We start from the raw sequence: 17,164 nt of genomic DNA, 5'->3' as shown, positions 1-17,164 counted from the left end.
TGTACCTGGCTCCTTTAGAGCAAATGAATATGCTCATTTTATAATTGAGCCAAATTAATTTTTTCTATATAAATTTCCTGTTGCCTGATATCTCTGCCTGAAGCGATGCAACATTGATATTCGTCATGTATGGTAATTTTTTTCAGATAGAATTTCTCCTTCTCAACAATGGTTTGATCGTGCAACACTTCAAAGGATTGTAATGGAATGAACAATCCCTTTCCATGCGCTTTGATCACCGCTTCTTTTTCCACCCAATATGTAAAAAAACTACTGATCTTATCTTCCGAATGATGTATTCTGTCAAATTCACCTTGCGTCATCTGTGACCTGAAGTCCATGTAATTTGTGGCAGGATCTGAATATTCTACATCAATACCCATAGGAAATTTATCAATACAACAAATTACCAGGTTACCAGCATGAGATATATTAAAACAGGTATCCTCATTTACCAAAAACGGCTTATGATCCGAAGTACGACCAATTTCAAATTCATGCAGATCGAAATAATGTTTCAATCCATATGTCAAAAGTACCCGTCCCAGCAAAGAAAGCTGGGCATCCTGCCATCTCCTGTATTTCTGTATCCTTGTATTCAACTCTTCATTGAACCTTCCGGCATACTTATTTAATAAATAGGAGTGCCTTTCCTCTTCTATGAAAGCATATAAAACTACCATGAGAAATCGAAATCAATATCTACAAAAATTTTTACCTGCAACTCAAAAGCTGTCGATACATCAGCTTCTTTAATTGCTTCTCCTGGTTGCTTATACACCCAGTCAATCAACAATGAAACCTTTTCCCAAATTACTGCCAACACTTCATGAGCAATGTGCTCACTATATTCCACTTCGCACTTCAACCTTTTGATTCAAAGAAATTGTATACTTTCAGAAATCCCGACTGCCTGGCATAATGCCTTAACTAAACGCTCAATCGTTTGATGCTGAATTTACAATGGTTTTATGGGCTTTCTTCTATAAATATATTTATTTATTTGCAAAATCAGATCCTTCTGCTATTCAGCCATCACTCCATCTTCAAACTCCGCACCGGATCCATCAATGCCGCTTTCATCGCCTGCCCTCCCACCGTCACCATCGCCACCACCATCGCCAATATCCCTGACAAAACAAACACCCATACATCAATATCTACCCTATAAGCAAACCCATTCAGCCATCTGTTCATCGTCCACCATGCCAACGGCAACGAAAGCAATGTCGCAATCAGCACCAACCTCATAAAGTTGCCAGATAGCAGCATGGTCACATTATAGACAGACGCACCCAACACCTTTCGTACTCCTACTTCTTTAATCCGCAATTGTGACGCATAAGCAGATACACCAAACAATCCCAAACAGGATGCAAAGATCGCAAAGAAAGAAAATACCTTGAATAACTGCATCATCCGCTCCTCCGAAAAATACAACTGATTCAGCTTATCATCTACAAATGTATAAGTAAATACCGCCGCAGGCGACAACGTCCTTATTCTCGACTCCAAAAAACGTAACGTCTGCGTTGTTTGCCCAGGCCTTGTCTTTACGATCAGATAATTATTAATGAAAGGCTTATACGCTATCACCAACGGTTCTATTGCTGCATGTAGCGAAGCAAAGTTGAAATCCTTTATAATCCCCACTACATTACCAGTATCTCCATCCAGCACATAAGCTTTGCCTATAGGATCTTTAAATCCCAGGTTCTTCACAGCAGCTTCATTAAGAATAAACTCATGGTTTTTACTATCTGAAAAATCCCTGCCGGCTAATAATGGTATATTCAGTGTCGCCAGCAAAGTTTCATTTGCCCACATCGCACGGATTGAAGGTTGCTCTGCCTCCTTAGGCGCACTTAAAGGATAAAAAGTCTGTATCGAAAACCGCTCTCCCGGCAGCGTAGAAACCATTGCATAATTAGCGATACCGGAGTAATGCTGTACATCCTGCACCAATGCCCCTGCCTGTTCCCACATATTACCATACATAGTCATGGCTATTTGCTGTTCCTTATCAAAACCCAGTTGTTTATTGTGAAAAAGCTGCATCTGTCTGTACATCACCACTGCACTAAAAATCATGAACACAGAAATCGCAAATTGAAAAATGATCAACCCCTTCCTCACTGAATACACAGGCGAGGCGACATCACGTTTTCCCTTCAGGGCCGGCACTGGTTTAAAACCCGTTACAAACCACGCAGGATATGCACTGGCCAATAAACCTATCACCACTACCAACAGCAATATAATCCCCATATTAAAGAGCGTAAATAGCTGCTCAATACGCAGTTGCTTTCCACTTAAGTTGTTATAGAAAGGCAGGACAATAGCAAATAATAACACCGCCAATAAAGCAGCTGCCAGCGTCACAATAAATGATTCGCCAATAAACTGCCGCAGCAACTGTGCCCGTGAAGCCCCAATCACCTTCCGCAACCCAATTTCCTTCATCCGGTGAAATGCCTGCGCCGTGGAGATATTTATAAAGTTCACCGCCGCTATCAACAATATAAACAACGCAGCTATAGAAAAAATATAAACATAGGTAATACTGCCGTTAGGACTAAGCTCTTTCTCCATATTAGAGTACAGATGTATATCGGTAATAGGGAAGAGATGGAGCTTTCGGCCGGCCCGCACCTCCTGTTCCGTTTCGCCACCACCCATATAATACTGCACCATAAAATGGGGTAGTTTTGCATTTACACTACTTAGCGATTTACGATCGTTCAGCAATACATAGGTATAAAAAGCATTCCAGGTACGTCTTTCCAGCGAATGCTGGTCTATGTAATGGTGAATGGTGTTCATTGACAACAAATAGTCAAACCTTAAATGGGTAGGAAAAGCAGGTTTGCTTACCACCCCCGTTACCTTTAGCGGCAATTGCCCCACCTCATCCATGATCACTTTGCCTAGTGGATCTTCCTGACCAAAATACCTGTGCGCCATTTCTTCGGTGATCACGATAGCATCTGTTGCTGTAAGCGCAGTAGCTGCATCCCCTTCCACGAAGTGAAGGTCAAAAGTACTTGTAACACTGGCGTCTGCAAAGAAACCACCTTTTTCCTCAAACCGCTTATTGTTTGCATAACTGAGGATCTGGCTGGGGTAAGGACGGTAAAAACGGGTAACCGTTTCTATCTCCGGAATATCCTCCGCCATCTGCAAACCGATGGTAGGCGCAGTAGCCGCCCACTGCCGGGTATCTTCTCCCAATCCCTCCATCGTTAACCTGAAAAGCCGGTCTGCTTTAGAATATCCTTTATCATAACGCAGCTCCTCCTTTACATGGAAAATGATCAACATGGCACATAGTAAGCCTACTGCCAATCCTACGATGTTGATGACAGCGAAAAGCGTATTTTTCCGAAGATTGCGCCAGGCAATCCTGAGATAACTTGTAAGCATACCTGTTTTTTAATTTCGCCAATTACTGGTTTACACCCCTATTAACTAAATAAGATGCCATTCTGTATCTAATCTGAAGGTCAGTTTATTAAAAGTAAGATATAATATAATGTGTCCGGTTTCGGTTAACCGAAATGTTCGGATTTGAACATTAATTTTAAAATTTAACCCTCTCAAATAAGAATAAAGTTGCTTATTTGTAAAGCGGTAATGGTTTTTAACTAAATTACTGATATGATCATCATGCGCAAACACCACTTTTTACTCTCCTGCATCCTTGCTATCACGGCCTTCACGGATGGCTCACAACAACACCGGAACACCGAAGATGTCAATGACTATTTTGAGCAGATCCGTCATGATCCATCTTCACTGGCTGCATTTCTAACAGGCATGCCCAAAGGAGCAGATCTGCACCATCATTTCTCCGGGGCCATATTCGGGGAAACTTACTGGAACGTATTAACGGAAAGTAACGGCTGGATGCAACCCTATACCATAGAAGTAGACACCGCAGGCGCCCTGCACAAAGCCCCCTGGATACACTTTGCCACCCTAAGTACTGAATCCCGGTTTGACTCCCTCAAACAGGCATTTCTGCGCAAAGCATCCATCAAAGACTATGATGCCGCTGCCGGTCCCAGTGATCAGCACTTCTTCTCTACTTTTTCCAGATTTGGTGCAGTGGCAAGATATGATATGAAAACAGGCATGCAGGAGTTTAAACAACGCGCCCTCGCCGAAAATGTAACCTATATCGAAACTATGCTGGGTGCCCCGGACACCGCTATCCGCCTACCCGCAGGACAGGCATGGGAAAAATCATTGACCGGCGCCTCATTATCAGATAGTACCAACGTATTTAATATACTCAATCAGGTATATGCCGCACTGCTAAAAGCAGGTATCACCAATACTGCCAAAAAATTCTGTTACCACCAGGACCTGCTCCACCAGCAGGCCGCCATTGACGATAGCGTATTTATGCTACGTTATCAACTACATGGCAACCGGAACGAACAACCATTAACCGTATACCGAAAACTGCTGATCGCCTTTCAGGCCGCCAGCATGGACTCTCTGATTGTAGGCGTGAACCTGGTTTCTCCGGAGGATGGTGTGATATCCATGCGGGATTATAGTCTGCATATGCTCATGTTTGCTCACCTGCACCGACACTTTCCTCACATCAGGTATTCATTGCATGCCGGTGAGCTGGCTGCGGGAATGGTGCGTCCGGAACTACTCCGTTATCACATCTCCCAGGCTGTGCTAATAGCAGGTGCGCAACGCATTGGACATGGTGTAGACATCGCTCATGAAGCTGCGTCTATTCCACTGCTGGACGTAATGCGTGAGCGGAAAGTAGCGGTAGAGATCAACCTGAGCAGCAATGAATTTATCCTGCATGTAAAAAATGACCAACATCCTATACTGTTTTATCATTCACACAAAGTACCCATCGTCATCAGCACGGACGATGCAGGTGTACTACGCACTGACTTAACGGAGCAATATATTTTGCTGGCCAGCAGGTACCCTTCGCTACATTATAATGATATCAAAGCAATAGTAAGAAACAGCATTGTTTACAGCTTCTTACAACCGGATATAAAGGAGCGGAAACTCGGACAACTGGACAGCGCATTCATCCAATTTGAAAATAAGGTAATGCTTCATTAAGCATTACCTGACTCCTACAATAAAAATTCTGCCATCAAGGCTCCCCCCGGGTCAATCAACACACCATCCTTTTACAATTCCATCGTATTTCGTTCATTCAAATAAGATACCAGCCGGGAAATTCTCATATAAAAACTGTGAAAAGTATTCACCCATGAGGATCAGGAAAACGGCAACCTCTTCAGGAACCTGTTTATGTCACGCACCTTTTGTTTATATTCGTCCTAAGAATCAATATATATGAAACTAATGACCTTGTTGCTGGCAATGACCTTTGCCATTACAGCCCGTTCTCAAACCACCATCAATAATTACAAATACGTATTGGTGCCTGAGCGCTTTGATATCTTTAAAACGGAAAATCAGTATGGAATAAACATACTTACCAAATCATTGCTGGAAGGCATAGGATTCGAGACTTACATGGCCGATGATGCATTGCCTGCAGATATTGCCAACAATAAATGTAATGCACTGAAAGCAGACCTTATAGAAAAGAAGAAATTCTTAGCCACCGGCATCACCCTGATATTAAAAGATTGTCAGGGCAATATTGTTTATAAAAGTGAAGAAGGCAAAAGTAGGGAGAAAGAATGGCTGGCCGCCTATATGGAAGCAGTAAGAAATGCCTTTGTATCGCTGAATAATGCAAAATATAAATATGATAGCACCGCAGCACCAATAGCGGCCAGTACAGTACCTGCACCAACAGCTACTACTGCTACCACTGCTCCCGTGCTCACTGCCGCCACACCTGCTACCCTCGCTGAAAATAAAGACGTATTATACGCGCAGGCTAACGCCAACGGTTACCAATTAATCGATACCTCTCCTAAAAAAATTATGACCTTACTCAAAACCTCACAACCGGATAATTTTATTGCCGATGATGGTGTAGCAAAAGGAATTGTATTTAGAAAAAACGGGGAATGGTTTTTCGAATATTATAAAGATGACAAGCTCGTTTCACAGAAACTGAATATTAAATTCTAATGGAGAGGCCGTATCAAAATGACGTGCACCCAAAAGTTTAGACACTTTAGATTTTAATTAAGCGGCTTGAGTTCGGTAGTTGACAGGACTCAAGCCGTTTAGTTTTAATTTGATTCTGTCATTATTATAATAGTCTATAAACTTTATTATTTCTCGTTTCAGTGTTGATATTGAATCAAACTTTCTCGTGTAGAATAATTCTGATTTCAATATACTAAAGAAACTCTCCATTGCTGCGTTATCCAGGCAGTTGCCCTTTCTGGACATACTTATTTTTACTTTTTTACCTTTAAGGTAGCCCTGGTAAAGCCTCATTTGATACTGCCATCCCTGATCTGAGTGTAAAATTGGCCTGGCCTTCTCAGGGATCCTAACAAATGCTTTGTGAAGCATATCCATTATTTGTGCAAAATCTGGCCGCTCAGAGAGATTATAGCTTATAATTTCACCATTATATAGATCCATAATGGGGGAAAGGTAAAGTTTAGCTCCATCTACCGCAAATTCTGTTACATCGGTTACTAGCTTCTTGTAGGGCCTGGATGCTTTAAAATTTCGATTGAGCAGATTGCTGGCTATTTTCCCCTGTTGTCCTTTGTACGATTTATATTTTTTCCTTCTTATGAGACTTTTAAGTCCGCACATTTTCATAATCTTCAATACTGTCTTATCCGCCTGTAGCCATATCTACCTTTATGTCTTATATATATATATATATATATATATATTACTGCTGATTTTAATGAAGCATATTTATCAGGTTGATCAAGTTGCTTCAAATAATAGTAGAAAGTACTACGTGCCATCCTCGCCGCTTTTAATAATAATTGCAGCTTGTATTCTTGCCTTAACTCTCTGATGGCTTTTGCCGCTTGTTTTGGGCGGATTGATCTTCCTGAATTAAGGCGTCCAACTTTTTTAAAAATGCATTTTCTGCGCGCAAATATTCATTCTCCGCTTGCAGTGCTGCGAGGCGATCTTCTACAGATCCAGTTATTTTCTTATTGACCTTTTTGGTTTTCTTTGCCATTATTGATCGCTTTCTTCCTCTACCATCTTTGAATAAGCCTTCAGCTCCTAGTGCTTCGTATCTGCTTAACCATTTTGAAATTGTACCATCACCTGGTATACCAAACTGTATGGCAGTCTGCATGCAAGATAAATGGTTTTTCAACATATACTGAACAACCCGGACTTTAAAGTTCCCATCATAACTGCCGTTATGAAGCTTTAAACCGGTAACACCACGTTCTCTGTAGTGATTAACCCATCGCCGAACCGTTTTTTCGCCTGCGTCTAGCTTGCGACCTGCTGATAAGGTGGTCTCTTTTCCTGAAAGCACACTTTTTACTGCTTTCAGTTTTTCTTTAATACTGTACTTCATAAAAAAGCCCCCAAAAAGTGTCTAACTTTTTGGGGGCAGGCCATTATAAGATACGGCCTCGTTTTATTCGGGTACCTCCCGTATTAATATTAGGCGAAACCGGCACTGGCAAAGAAAAGATTGCCAGTAGCATCCATAACCTATCTCTCCGGAAAGGAAAGCCATTTATAAAACTCAACTGCGCTGCATTACCGGCATCCCTGATCGAATCAGAATTATTCGGTCACGAAAAAGGTGCATTTACCGGCGCCCATGAAAAGAGAACCGGCATTTTTGAAAGAGCTGACACCGGTACCCTCTTCCTTGAACAACAGAAAAAAAAACACACGGAAGAATCAGTGATAAAAACCATCGCCGAAAATGAAAGGGATTATATCATCACCATATTAAAAAAATGCAATGGCAGAATATGGGGCCCGGGTGCTGCTGCCGAAATACTCAATCTGCCACCATCTACATTAAAATCAAAAATGAAAAAACTGGGCATAAAAAAAGAATACATGCAATAAGCTACCCTCTCCTTGCCCAAAATGTACGATCACGCCAACGGCCTTCCATCGCATAGTGGGCAGCATGCATGTCCATATACACTGAAAAAGCCTGACTGATCACATAATCGTACGCATTCAATGCATCAGGATTAACATTCAAATGATCTGCAATTGCATGTCCGGCATAATATCCGCTTTCCATCGCTGAAATAATGCCATGCGAAGAAACCGGGTCATACGCAAACGCGGCATCACCCACCGCCAGCCAGTTATCACCATGACGTTGTCGCAGATAACCATCGCTACGGATGCGATTGCATGTAGTGTGGACATGTTTTGGTTATTATATTGTGTAATGAATCCTGAGGAAACACGGATAAAATAACATAGCTTACATAAAATTGTTCATACCTTCTTTATATAATATGGAACCTACACTCATCTCCCCCCAATCCGGCAAAACGCTCTCCATCATGGGCGGTAGCTACCGTATCGTTATCTCCAGCAAGGATACCAACCATGAATATGCAGTCATAGAAATGGTCGTTCCTCCCGGTGGAGGCCCTAACCCACATGCGCATAAAGACTTCCATGAATCATTCCATGTACTGGAAGGAGAAGTCGAATTTACCACTGCAAATGGCACTGTGACCGCTGCTACAGGAACCACAATCGTCATTCCCAAAGGCGGAGCAGTACATAACTTTAAAAACAAATCGGATAAATTAGCCCGCCTCTGGTGCACAGTCGTTCCCGGCGGATTGGATGAGTTTTTTGAAGAAGCGGAGGCCACCCACGGAGATATCAGCAAACTGGAAGCCATTTCGAATAAATATGGGCAAGTGCTGCTGCCGCCGGATTATTGGGAAAAATAGGTCGCCATCCTTACTATAGTAGCACCTTTGGGACTGAAACCAAAATAAAACCTGTCAATTTAACAATTTTCAAACAATACAGTATCTCTACAGAATACCCCTCTAAGTTTGCCCCAGCAAATTCAAAATGTGCATATGAAGTTATCGCTGGTCTTAGCAATCTTACTATTAGAATGGACTTATTCATCAGGACAAAATAAAATAAAAGGCCTTGTCCAGAACAAAGACAATCACCAACCAGTAGCCTACGCCACCATTATTATAAATGACCCAACCACTGGTAAAACCATCAATGGCACCGTCGCCAACGACCAGGGAGCCTTTGAAGTCAACAACCTGAAAAAAGGGAAATATAACCTGACCATTGATTTCATCGGCTATACCCGTCAGGAACTAAAAGGCATCAATGCTCCCCTGGATCTGGGCACTATATACATGGTCGCTGGCGGCAAATCCCTCAATGAGGTAGTGGTCACTTCCCGCGCCCCTACTATCGAAAACAAAACCGACCGCATCGTTTACAACGTAGCTACAGACATCACCTCACAGGGCGGCGTGGCCACCGATGTACTCAAAAAGGTACCACAGGTCACTGTCGATATCGATGGCAATGTAGAACTACAGGGTAATTCAAACATCCGTTTCCTCATCAATGGGAAACCCTCTTCCATGTTTGGCAACAGTCTGGCCGACGCTCTGGCCGCCATTCCCGCCAGTCAGATCAAAAGCATTGAAGCCATCACCAGCCCCGGTGCAAAGTACGATGCACAGGGCACAGGCGGCATCATCAACATCATCCTGAAAGACAACCCTATGCAGGGTATGAATGGCAACGTCTCCCTCAGCGCAGGCACCCGGCTGGAAAACGGCGCTGTAAACCTGAACTTCAGGAAGAATAAATTCGGGATGAATGTATTCTTCAGCGGCAACGAACAACTCACGTCCCACACCCCTTCTACCCGCACCCGCTACACCTTCGATACTAAAACGAAGATGACGCAGGAAACAAATACCGACTTTAGCAGAAAAGGCTACCAGACAGGCTTTGGCTTTGACTATGGCAACCTGACCGGTGGTCTTTCCTATAGTTACTTCGGTAACCGCTCCATTGCCAGCACTTACCAGCAACCCGGTGATATCTACTTCACCTCCGATACCCGTAACCACACCGGCTCTCTGGACTGGAACCTTGGCTATCGCAAACAATTTAAAAAAGAAGGCAGAGATCTCTACTTCCTCTACAGTGGCAGTAGCGGTAGTCCATATACCAGTTTTGTACAGGGTGAAACACATAGCTGGACCCCCGGTCTTGACTTACAACATAACTTCTCCGTAGATTATTCGCACCAGGTTAATCAGCACTTATCCTTCGAAAGTGGCGCCAAAGTGATCCTCCATCATTTCAACAACACAGCCACTTCTATCCCGGATACAACGCAGTCATATGTATTCGACTACAAAATGAACATCTACGCCGCATATATTTCTGCTAAGTTCTCTCTCTTCCATAACTATGATGTGGTAGCCGGTGGCCGGTATGAATACACCACTATCGTCATGGGCAATATCCCTTCTTATGGTGAATTCCTGCCTGCTGTAAATATCTCGCGTAAAATAGGCGAAGATCAAAGCATCAAACTGGCCTTCACCCGCCGTATAGAACGCCCTGACAAGGAACTAAACCCCTTTGTCAATTTGAGCGATCCTTACAATATTACCATGGGGAATCCTTACCTGAAACCAGAAATAGGCAATAATACAGAACTGGGTTATAGCCGCAATTTCAAATCAGGGGGCAACATTTATGTAGGAATTATGGAAAGGATCAATACCAATGACCTCAAGACCTATACCGCCTACTATGCTACCTACGCGGTTGGTGATTCAATTTATAAAGATGTTACCGTCACCACCCGCCAAAACATAGGTGAAGAATACAATACAGGCCTGATCCTCACCAGCTCTCTGCCCCTTACAAAGCACCTGAATATCCGGGAGAACCTGATGGTGATCAACAAGCACGTGGTGAATCACCTGGATAATGGCAATAAAACCGATGGTCTCAGCTGGCGCCTGAATGTAAACGCGGCCTATTCCTTCCCAAAAGACCTCGTAGCCGAAGCCTTTGGCGAATATCGTTCTGCCTGGAACAGCATTCAGGGACGTGTACCGCAGGTAATCAATTATACAGTGGCTTTCAGAAAGCTATTCTGGCACAAGAACGCCAGCATTGGTCTGACAGCCACAAATCCTTTTAATCAGTACATCCGTCAGCTCACAACGCTCAGTACATCGAACTACACAGGTACTTACCTGCGTATGGTGCCTTATCGTTCATTCGGGATCAGTATGACCTACAAGTTTGGAAAGCTGCAATTCAAGAAAGAGAAGGAGCATGGGGAGGATTATTTAAATAACCCGCCTGCCATGTAAGGATAATTTTCTTTATAGCAAAGGATAGCTGCCATAATACCTTTAATTATCCTTTGCCAATACATAGCACTTACCGAAAGGACGCTCAAAGCCCTTAATTTTTGCAAGTTGATAAATTTTAACATTTCTATATCAATTTCCTAAAATGTACTGTCCGGCAGATCTTTCGGCAAAACCATCATCATGTATGCCATGTCCTGCAAGCCATGCGCCGGTTTTTGCAGAAATGCGGATGGCCTTACCCAATTGGGGCTTACTGGACCCATCCATACTACAAATCCTGAAAATCCATTCTGTCGGACCACGCATTTTATCTACAAAATTGGGGGTTACCCCGACCAATACACTGGTGCAGCATGAACATTTGTCGCCGCTAACCAGAGATTTCTTCCCGGGTTGAGGGCACCTATTGGTTAACTCTTCAATAAATTCTATCTTCGGCGTCTCAAACACCTGCTTGAGGCAAATACAATCGACTAATACTTAAACATGAAGAAAATCATCTTAGCATTTGGGTTACTCAGTATTTCATACACAACCTTCGCCCAAAGCTCACTGAAGAGTGCTGTTGCGAAATCAGCAGATTACCTGGTTATCCAGGCTGGTTATGTGAATATGAACGGTACCGGTGCCTCTTCCCTTCATATGGGCTTTAACAGAACCCTCAATGTCGCGCTCATGTATGATATTCCTTTGAGCGAAAGTAAATTCAGTCTCGGTGCCGGTTTGGGAATAGGTTCTGATCATTATTACTTTAGTAAAGAAAAGATCGATATCACCAATACGACATCACCATCCAGAACGGCATCAGATAATTACAAGCATTCCAAGATGGCGACTACTTACCTTGAAATTCCGTTGGAACTGCGTTTCCATCAACGCCAGGACAATCTCAACAAAGGTTTCAAAGTGGCTGTAGGTGTAAAAACCGGTTATCTGCTGAATGCACATACACGTTTAGTCAATAACCAGACAGGCCACAACGTTACAGAAGTGGAAAGCAGCAAGTACTGGTTTAATACCATCCGGTTTGCAGGTACAGCGAGGATTGGTTGGGGCAACTATGCCTTGTTTGGCACTTATGCACTGAACAATATATTCAAATCCAATAATACTTATGCTGTAAAGGCATATACAGTGGGAATTAGCTTCGGCGGTTTCTAATAAATAGCTATTGTAAACAAAGGCGGTCTCAGGTGAGACCGCCTTTGTTGTTTTTATTACATTCATACATCCGGTTACAAACTCCTTACATCCGGTTATGTCCCTCTACTGGCTGAACCGGACCTTTGTAATCAAATATCACAATCATGAATGTAGAAAAAAACAAGGCACTCATCTCCCATTTTGACACTGTTTGTATTGAGCAAAATAACACTGTTGCGATGGATGAACTCGTATCTGACCAGGTGATTAACCATGCAGCTCAATCGGGTATGCCAAATGGAAAAGATAGTTTTCATCACTTTTTGAATGCACTGCATGCGGGGTTATCAAATATAAAAGTGACTAAATTAAGGCAGATTGCAGAGAATGATCTGGTGGTTACCCATAAGCTGATTAGCGGTACCCATAGCGGGGATTTATTTGGGATCGCAGCAACAGGTGAGCCGATTAGCTTTGAAGCAATTGAAATTATCAGGATAGAAGATGGAAAGTATGCAGAGCATTGGGTACAGAGTAATATGGGGATGGCGTTAGGGAAGTTGAAAGGCCATTGATAGGGATGGGCATCCTCTGGGTATACAGAAAGGACATGAACCTTCCTGCCTGTAACAAATTTAAAAGCCGTTAAACTACATAGCTTTAAATGATGAAAAACACATCACCTGTTCGCATCCATTCCATCAGCGAACTGCATCGACTCAGAAAATTTCCGCCGCCCATGCACCCATCGATCAGTGTGCTGGAATTAACAGCTGTCAATGCAGAGTTTCTGGAAGTCTCCAAATCCATGGTATTTGACTTTTATGTGATCGCGCTCAAACGGAATTTCAATCTGAATCTGAAATACGGACAACACCGCTATGATTTTGACGAAGGCGTTCTCTATTTCATGGCTCCCGGACAGGTATTTGGCATGGGGCAGGATGCGGCAGGTGACAGCAATGAAGTAAAGGGATGGATGCTCCTGATCCATCCTGACTTTCTCTGGCATACCTCACTGGCAAAAGGTATCAAAAGATATGATTACTTTGACTATTCAGTAAACGAAGCATTGTTCTTATCTGACAAGGAAGAAGCGACCATCGTAAGCATTCTTCAAAATATCCGGCAGGAATATCAGGCGAATATGGATCAGTTTAGTCAGCATATTATTATCAACCATGTAGAGGCTTTACTCAACTACGCCGACCGCTTTTATCACAGACAGTTCCTGACACGTAAGATAGCGAATCACCAGGTGCTTGAACGATTAGACGATCTGCTGAAAGAAGCGTTTTCCAGTACAAAACTTCTCAGTTCCGGCGTGCCAACGGTACAGCAGATCGCCGACCAATTGCATCTTTCCCGTAATTATCTCAGTACATTGTTGACAATAGCAACAGGGCGGAATACCCAGCAGCATATTCAGGATAAATTGATTGCAGTGGCAAGAGAACGGATATCAACAACAACATTGTCAGTTAGTGAGATTGCTTATGAACTGGGGTTTGAGCACCCGCAGTCTTTCAGTAGAATTTTCAAAGTGAAAACGGGGATGTCGCCGCTGGCATTTCGGGAGTCGTTCAGACAGTAATGATTATAATATCATCCCAACCGGGTTCCTATTCTCCTATATATAAAAGAATTTCCAGAATCTCTACAGAATTCCCCCTCACCTTTGCAAAATCCCCCCTGATTGTCAGCTATTCACAGCTTACAAAACAATCCCTCATATTCTAAAAATAAATTTCTTAAAATTACCTTAAAATCAAGACTTTAACAACCTTTTCACACCATATCTGTTTACTTCGTATTGCCATCAGATAAGGAAGCAAAATGGCACTAATAATATGAAAGTACTGCTAATTGCATTGTCATGCCTATGGACATTTACCACCCCCGTGTGGGAAACAGATTTTGAAAAGGCCAGACAGACAGCCGTGAACAATCACCACCTGATTCTATTAAACTTTTCGGGATCTGACTGGTGTGGTCCATGTATCCGCCTTAAAAATGAATTTTTTAATAATACTGCCTTTCTAACCTTTGCCGATCAGCAATTAGTATTACTTAATGCAGATTTCCCCCGTTCAAAAAAGAATCAGTTAAGTAAGGAACAACAAAAGCGAAATGATAGCCTGGCGGACAAATATAATCCAGAAGGCCATTTTCCTTACACACTGTTACTCGATGAAAATGGCAAGGTATTAAAGACCTGGGAAGGGATTCCCAATACTACACCAGAAGGTTTTGTCGATCAGCTTAAAAACACCTTCCATGCTACAGGAAAATGATGTTGTATGCCTGACAGAAAAGGTATACAGAAAGGTACTGAAACTCATGGGCAATCGTTTCGAGCTGACGGTTGTATGCGAAAATGAGCAAAAAGCCTCGGCACACATCCATGCTGCCATTGAAGAAATACGTCGTATTGAACGCCTGCTCACCACCTTTAATGAAGAAAGTCAGACATCCATGATCAACCGGTATGCCGGTATCCAGCCTGTAACAGTAGATAGGGAAGTCTGCGAATTAATTTTGCGGGCAGCAAAAATCTCCCGTATTACACAAGGAGCCTTTGACCTGAGTTACGGATCTGTAGATAAAAGTCTGTGGAATTTCGATCAGCAAATGACTACATTACCCGATCCGGATACTGCCCGGGAAATGGTTAAGCTGATCGATTACCGGAATATATGGGTCAACCCTGAAACAAATGAAGTCATGCTACTAAAGAAGGGCATGCGTATTGGTTTTGGGGGTATAGGAAAAGGGTATGCCGCAGAATGCGCGAAGCAATTGTTGCGCCAGAGAGGTGTATACAGCGGTATCGTCAATGCAGCAGGGGATCTGACTGCCTGGGGCACACAACCGGATGGCACCCCCTGGACCGTAGGTATTGCAGATCCAGATAGCACACTCCATCCCTTCTCTTATCTCAACATCTCTGATCAGGCAATTGCTACCTCCGGCAATTATGAAAAATATGTAATCATAAAAGGGAAAAAGTATTCACATACCATTGATCCGAAAACAGGACTACCTGTCACAGGCATCAAAAGTGTATCCATTATCAGCACCAATGCTGAAATAGCCGATGCCATGGCCACCCCCGTGATGATCATGGGTATCAGGGCCGGCCTGAATATGATTAACCAGATTAAACAGATTGCCTGTATCATTATCGACAACCAGAATAAAATATTTACTTCAGATAATATCCAACTTCAATGATTAAAACAACCTGTACGCTAATAGTGCTGGGTAGCATCACCGCTACCCTACTGGCTTCTTGTACAACCGTCAAAGAATACCAGAAGAATCGCCTGAATGATGGTGAGATGACGCTGGGCAACCGCAAAGTGGAAAAAACAGAATTGAGTTTCGAATCTTACCGGGAAGGTGCCTCCGGGGCTAATGGAGCTAAAAGCGGCGGTGGATGTGGTTGTAACTAAACAAGCTATATGAAAAAACTGAACCTCGCTATACTGGCAATGTTCGCAGGTATATTGTATGCGCATGCACAAACGCCTGCCGATTCCGGCACCTACAAAAACCGGACATTACAACTGGAAGAAGTAAATATCATATCCAGCTACTATCATCAGGATGGTGATCATGCAGCGGTGACGGGTGGTATTGGTACACAAAACCTAACAGATCTATCCAATTCCATACAGGTCACACTTTCAAAATATGACAAACGTGATCGTAAGCATACCTGGAATGTAGAACTGGGAATTGATCACTACACCTCTGCTTCGTCTGACAAAATAGATCCTAAAACGATTTCTTCTGCCTCATCTGCTGATACGCGGTTTTACCCATCTGTATCCTGGGAAATGGAGAATAAAAATGGGACGACCTTAGGTGCAGGAGTATCTTTCTCTCATGAATTTGACTATCAGTCTATCGGTGCAAACCTGTTGTTCGCACAGAAGACACATAATAAAATGGGAGAATTCTCGCTTAAACTGCAAACCTACCAGGATAACCTGAAACTGATATATCCTATTGAATTGAGAACAGATGGCAGTTATGGAGAACATGATGACTACGCTACGGCAGGGAGGAAAACCTATAGTGGCAGCGTGTCATGGTCACAGATTGTTAACTCCCGGTTCCAGCTGATGTTTTTGATGGATGTAATTTATCAATCCGGTTATCTTGGCTTACCTTTTCATAGGGTGTATTTCAATGATAATAGTGTGCATGTGGAGAAATTACCAGATAGCAGGCTGAAAATACCTTTAGGGATACGGGCAAACTATTTCCTGGGGGATAAAGTAGTGCTGCGGGGGTATTATCGGTATTACCATGATAACTGGAACATCACCGCGCATACTGCGAGTCTTGAGACTTCTGTGAAGTTGTCGCCATTTTATTCGCTTACGCCTTTTTACAGGTATAATCATCAGGTGGGTACGAAATACTTTGCAGCCTATCAGGCGCATACCAGTGCGGATGAGTATTATACCAGCAATTATGATTTGTCTGGTTTTGACAGTCATTTCTTTGGTGCAGGAATACGTATGATACCACCACATGGAGTGTTTGGCTGGCAGCATTTTAATATGCTGGAATTGAGGTATGGGCATTATACGCAAACTAATGGGTTGCAGGCGAATATTGTTTCGTTGAATCTGAAGTTTAAATAATGTTTGCGGGTGGAGTTGTTCACCCGCAAACATTTATTGTTAGATATTTCCTGCAAAGCAATTACCTCTTATAAGAAG

At 42.8% G+C, this 17,164-nt stretch carries 20 protein-coding genes; 13 read left to right on the top strand and 7 right to left on the bottom strand.

The window, feature by feature from the left end:
* Positions 1 to 38 precede the first annotated feature (38 nt).
* From QQL36_RS22540 to QQL36_RS22530, 3 genes are all read right to left on the bottom strand, one after another.
* Entirely contained in the window at positions 39 to 683 is a 645-nt protein-coding gene (locus QQL36_RS22540) for a 4'-phosphopantetheinyl transferase family protein (RefSeq protein ID WP_321566849.1), read from the bottom strand.
* Complete coding sequence (locus QQL36_RS22535; RefSeq protein ID WP_321566848.1) at positions 677 to 856, bottom strand: hypothetical protein; 180 nt, start codon at positions 854 to 856, stop codon at positions 677 to 679. Before QQL36_RS22535 ends, QQL36_RS22540 begins: the two co-directional genes overlap by 7 nt.
* A 179-nt stretch (positions 857 to 1,035) precedes the next feature.
* Positions 1,036 to 3,423: an ABC transporter permease gene (locus QQL36_RS22530; RefSeq protein WP_321566847.1), complete on the bottom strand. Its 2,388-nt coding sequence runs from the start codon at positions 3,421 to 3,423 to the stop codon at positions 1,036 to 1,038.
* Positions 3,424 to 3,657: 234 nt separating this feature from the next.
* Here QQL36_RS22530 and QQL36_RS22525 point away from each other — a divergent pair, with 234 nt between their 5' ends.
* On the top strand, positions 3,658 to 5,106 hold the full coding sequence (locus QQL36_RS22525; RefSeq protein ID WP_083729641.1) for a hypothetical protein: 1,449 nt from the start codon (positions 3,658 to 3,660) through the stop codon (positions 5,104 to 5,106).
* A 240-nt stretch (positions 5,107 to 5,346) separates the two neighbouring features.
* Complete coding sequence (locus QQL36_RS22520; RefSeq protein WP_083729640.1) at positions 5,347 to 6,099, top strand: hypothetical protein; 753 nt, start codon at positions 5,347 to 5,349, stop codon at positions 6,097 to 6,099.
* 57 nt (positions 6,100 to 6,156) lie between these two features.
* Here the strand turns inward: QQL36_RS22520 and QQL36_RS22515 are convergent, their stop codons facing one another.
* Both QQL36_RS22515 and QQL36_RS22510 read right to left on the bottom strand, forming a co-directional pair.
* Positions 6,157 to 6,759, bottom strand: coding sequence for an IS3 family transposase (locus tag QQL36_RS22515; RefSeq protein WP_321566846.1), 603 nt, complete (start codon positions 6,757 to 6,759; stop codon positions 6,157 to 6,159).
* 187 nt (positions 6,760 to 6,946) lie between these two features.
* Complete coding sequence (locus QQL36_RS22510) at positions 6,947 to 7,483, bottom strand: transposase (protein ID WP_321566845.1); 537 nt, start codon at positions 7,481 to 7,483, stop codon at positions 6,947 to 6,949.
* A gap of 17 nt (positions 7,484 to 7,500) precedes the next feature.
* Here QQL36_RS22510 and QQL36_RS22505 point away from each other — a divergent pair, with 17 nt between their 5' ends.
* Positions 7,501 to 7,992: a sigma 54-interacting transcriptional regulator gene (locus QQL36_RS22505; protein ID WP_321566844.1), complete on the top strand. Its 492-nt coding sequence runs from the start codon at positions 7,501 to 7,503 to the stop codon at positions 7,990 to 7,992.
* Between the two features lies 1 nt (position 7,993).
* On the opposite strand, the gene QQL36_RS22500 is transcribed toward QQL36_RS22505, so the two are convergent.
* Positions 7,994 to 8,233 (bottom strand): NAD(P)/FAD-dependent oxidoreductase, encoded by a 240-nt coding sequence (locus QQL36_RS22500; protein WP_235643974.1) that lies wholly within the window; start codon positions 8,231 to 8,233, stop codon positions 7,994 to 7,996.
* Here QQL36_RS22500 and QQL36_RS22495 point away from each other — a divergent pair.
* From QQL36_RS22495 to QQL36_RS22485, 3 genes are all read left to right on the top strand, one after another.
* Complete coding sequence (locus QQL36_RS22495; RefSeq protein WP_321570576.1) at positions 8,192 to 8,359, top strand: hypothetical protein; 168 nt, start codon at positions 8,192 to 8,194, stop codon at positions 8,357 to 8,359. The genes QQL36_RS22500 and QQL36_RS22495 overlap by 42 nt on opposite strands.
* A gap of 40 nt (positions 8,360 to 8,399) precedes the next feature.
* A complete protein-coding gene (locus QQL36_RS22490) occupies positions 8,400 to 8,849 on the top strand; it encodes a cupin domain-containing protein (protein WP_083729638.1) in 450 nt (149 codons plus the stop codon).
* Between the two features lie 135 nt (positions 8,850 to 8,984).
* Entirely contained in the window at positions 8,985 to 11,282 is a 2,298-nt protein-coding gene (locus QQL36_RS22485) for a TonB-dependent receptor domain-containing protein (RefSeq protein WP_321566843.1), read from the top strand.
* Between the two features lie 132 nt (positions 11,283 to 11,414).
* Here the strand turns inward: QQL36_RS22485 and QQL36_RS22480 are convergent, their stop codons facing one another.
* A complete protein-coding gene (locus QQL36_RS22480; RefSeq protein ID WP_179091325.1) occupies positions 11,415 to 11,591 on the bottom strand; it encodes a hypothetical protein in 177 nt (58 codons plus the stop codon).
* A 180-nt stretch (positions 11,592 to 11,771) separates the two neighbouring features.
* Here QQL36_RS22480 and QQL36_RS22475 point away from each other — a divergent pair, with 180 nt between their 5' ends.
* The 7 genes from QQL36_RS22475 to QQL36_RS22445 all read left to right on the top strand — a co-directional run bounded on the left by QQL36_RS22475 (position 11,772) and on the right by QQL36_RS22445 (position 17,086).
* On the top strand, positions 11,772 to 12,446 hold the full coding sequence (locus QQL36_RS22475; RefSeq protein ID WP_083729636.1) for a porin family protein: 675 nt from the start codon (positions 11,772 to 11,774) through the stop codon (positions 12,444 to 12,446).
* A gap of 146 nt (positions 12,447 to 12,592) precedes the next feature.
* Positions 12,593 to 13,003, top strand: coding sequence for an ester cyclase (locus QQL36_RS22470; RefSeq protein ID WP_083729635.1), 411 nt, complete (start codon positions 12,593 to 12,595; stop codon positions 13,001 to 13,003).
* Positions 13,004 to 13,092: 89 nt separating this feature from the next.
* Positions 13,093 to 14,022 carry a helix-turn-helix transcriptional regulator gene (locus tag QQL36_RS22465; RefSeq protein WP_321566842.1) on the top strand — a complete coding sequence of 310 codons (930 nt, stop codon included), beginning with the start codon at positions 13,093 to 13,095 and terminating at the stop codon, positions 14,020 to 14,022.
* A gap of 256 nt (positions 14,023 to 14,278) precedes the next feature.
* Positions 14,279 to 14,722 (top strand): thioredoxin family protein, encoded by a 444-nt coding sequence (locus tag QQL36_RS22460; protein ID WP_083729634.1) that lies wholly within the window; start codon positions 14,279 to 14,281, stop codon positions 14,720 to 14,722.
* Complete coding sequence (locus tag QQL36_RS22455; RefSeq protein ID WP_083729633.1) at positions 14,706 to 15,662, top strand: FAD:protein FMN transferase; 957 nt, start codon at positions 14,706 to 14,708, stop codon at positions 15,660 to 15,662. The genes QQL36_RS22460 and QQL36_RS22455 overlap by 17 nt, the downstream gene beginning before the upstream one ends.
* Positions 15,659 to 15,883 carry a DUF4266 domain-containing protein gene (locus QQL36_RS22450; RefSeq protein WP_083729632.1) on the top strand — a complete coding sequence of 75 codons (225 nt, stop codon included), beginning with the start codon at positions 15,659 to 15,661 and terminating at the stop codon, positions 15,881 to 15,883. The genes QQL36_RS22455 and QQL36_RS22450 overlap by 4 nt, the downstream gene beginning before the upstream one ends.
* A gap of 9 nt (positions 15,884 to 15,892) precedes the next feature.
* The gene (locus tag QQL36_RS22445) at positions 15,893 to 17,086 is read left to right on the top strand and encodes a DUF3570 domain-containing protein (RefSeq protein WP_083729631.1); all 1,194 of its coding nucleotides are present in this window, start codon (positions 15,893 to 15,895) and stop codon (positions 17,084 to 17,086) included.
* The last annotated feature ends 78 nt before the right edge of the window (positions 17,087 to 17,164 follow it).

The sequence above is a fragment of the Chitinophaga sp. LS1 genome (assembly GCF_034274695.1).
Taxonomy (GTDB): domain Bacteria; phylum Bacteroidota; class Bacteroidia; order Chitinophagales; family Chitinophagaceae; genus Chitinophaga.
This window is presented reverse-complemented; position numbering and strand designations above follow the sequence as displayed.

What these genes read in the sequence shown, in the direction of transcription:
- QQL36_RS22490 (WP_083729638.1), top strand. Translation starts at nt 8,400, where the DNA reads ATGGAACCTACACTCATCTCCCCCCAATCCGGCAAAACGCTCTCCATC.
- QQL36_RS22485 (WP_321566843.1), top strand. Translation starts at nt 8,985, where the DNA reads ATGAAGTTATCGCTGGTCTTAGCAATCTTACTATTAGAATGGACTTAT.
- QQL36_RS22460 (WP_083729634.1), top strand. Translation starts at nt 14,279, where the DNA reads ATGAAAGTACTGCTAATTGCATTGTCATGCCTATGGACATTTACCACC.
- QQL36_RS22455 (WP_083729633.1), top strand. Translation starts at nt 14,706, where the DNA reads ATGCTACAGGAAAATGATGTTGTATGCCTGACAGAAAAGGTATACAGA.
- QQL36_RS22525 (WP_083729641.1), top strand. Translation starts at nt 3,658, where the DNA reads ATGATCATCATGCGCAAACACCACTTTTTACTCTCCTGCATCCTTGCT.
- QQL36_RS22465 (WP_321566842.1), top strand. Translation starts at nt 13,093, where the DNA reads ATGATGAAAAACACATCACCTGTTCGCATCCATTCCATCAGCGAACTG.
- QQL36_RS22475 (WP_083729636.1), top strand. Translation starts at nt 11,772, where the DNA reads ATGAAGAAAATCATCTTAGCATTTGGGTTACTCAGTATTTCATACACA.
- QQL36_RS22445 (WP_083729631.1), top strand. Translation starts at nt 15,893, where the DNA reads ATGAAAAAACTGAACCTCGCTATACTGGCAATGTTCGCAGGTATATTG.
- QQL36_RS22450 (WP_083729632.1), top strand. Translation starts at nt 15,659, where the DNA reads ATGATTAAAACAACCTGTACGCTAATAGTGCTGGGTAGCATCACCGCT.
- QQL36_RS22495 (WP_321570576.1), top strand. Translation starts at nt 8,192, where the DNA reads ATGCGAAGAAACCGGGTCATACGCAAACGCGGCATCACCCACCGCCAG.
- QQL36_RS22540 (WP_321566849.1), bottom strand. Translation starts at nt 683, where the DNA reads ATGGTAGTTTTATATGCTTTCATAGAAGAGGAAAGGCACTCCTATTTA.
- QQL36_RS22520 (WP_083729640.1), top strand. Translation starts at nt 5,347, where the DNA reads ATGAAACTAATGACCTTGTTGCTGGCAATGACCTTTGCCATTACAGCC.
- QQL36_RS22470 (WP_083729635.1), top strand. Translation starts at nt 12,593, where the DNA reads ATGAATGTAGAAAAAAACAAGGCACTCATCTCCCATTTTGACACTGTT.
- QQL36_RS22480 (WP_179091325.1), bottom strand. Translation starts at nt 11,591, where the DNA reads ATGCGTGGTCCGACAGAATGGATTTTCAGGATTTGTAGTATGGATGGG.
- QQL36_RS22510 (WP_321566845.1), bottom strand. Translation starts at nt 7,483, where the DNA reads ATGAAGTACAGTATTAAAGAAAAACTGAAAGCAGTAAAAAGTGTGCTT.
- QQL36_RS22530 (WP_321566847.1), bottom strand. Translation starts at nt 3,423, where the DNA reads ATGCTTACAAGTTATCTCAGGATTGCCTGGCGCAATCTTCGGAAAAAT.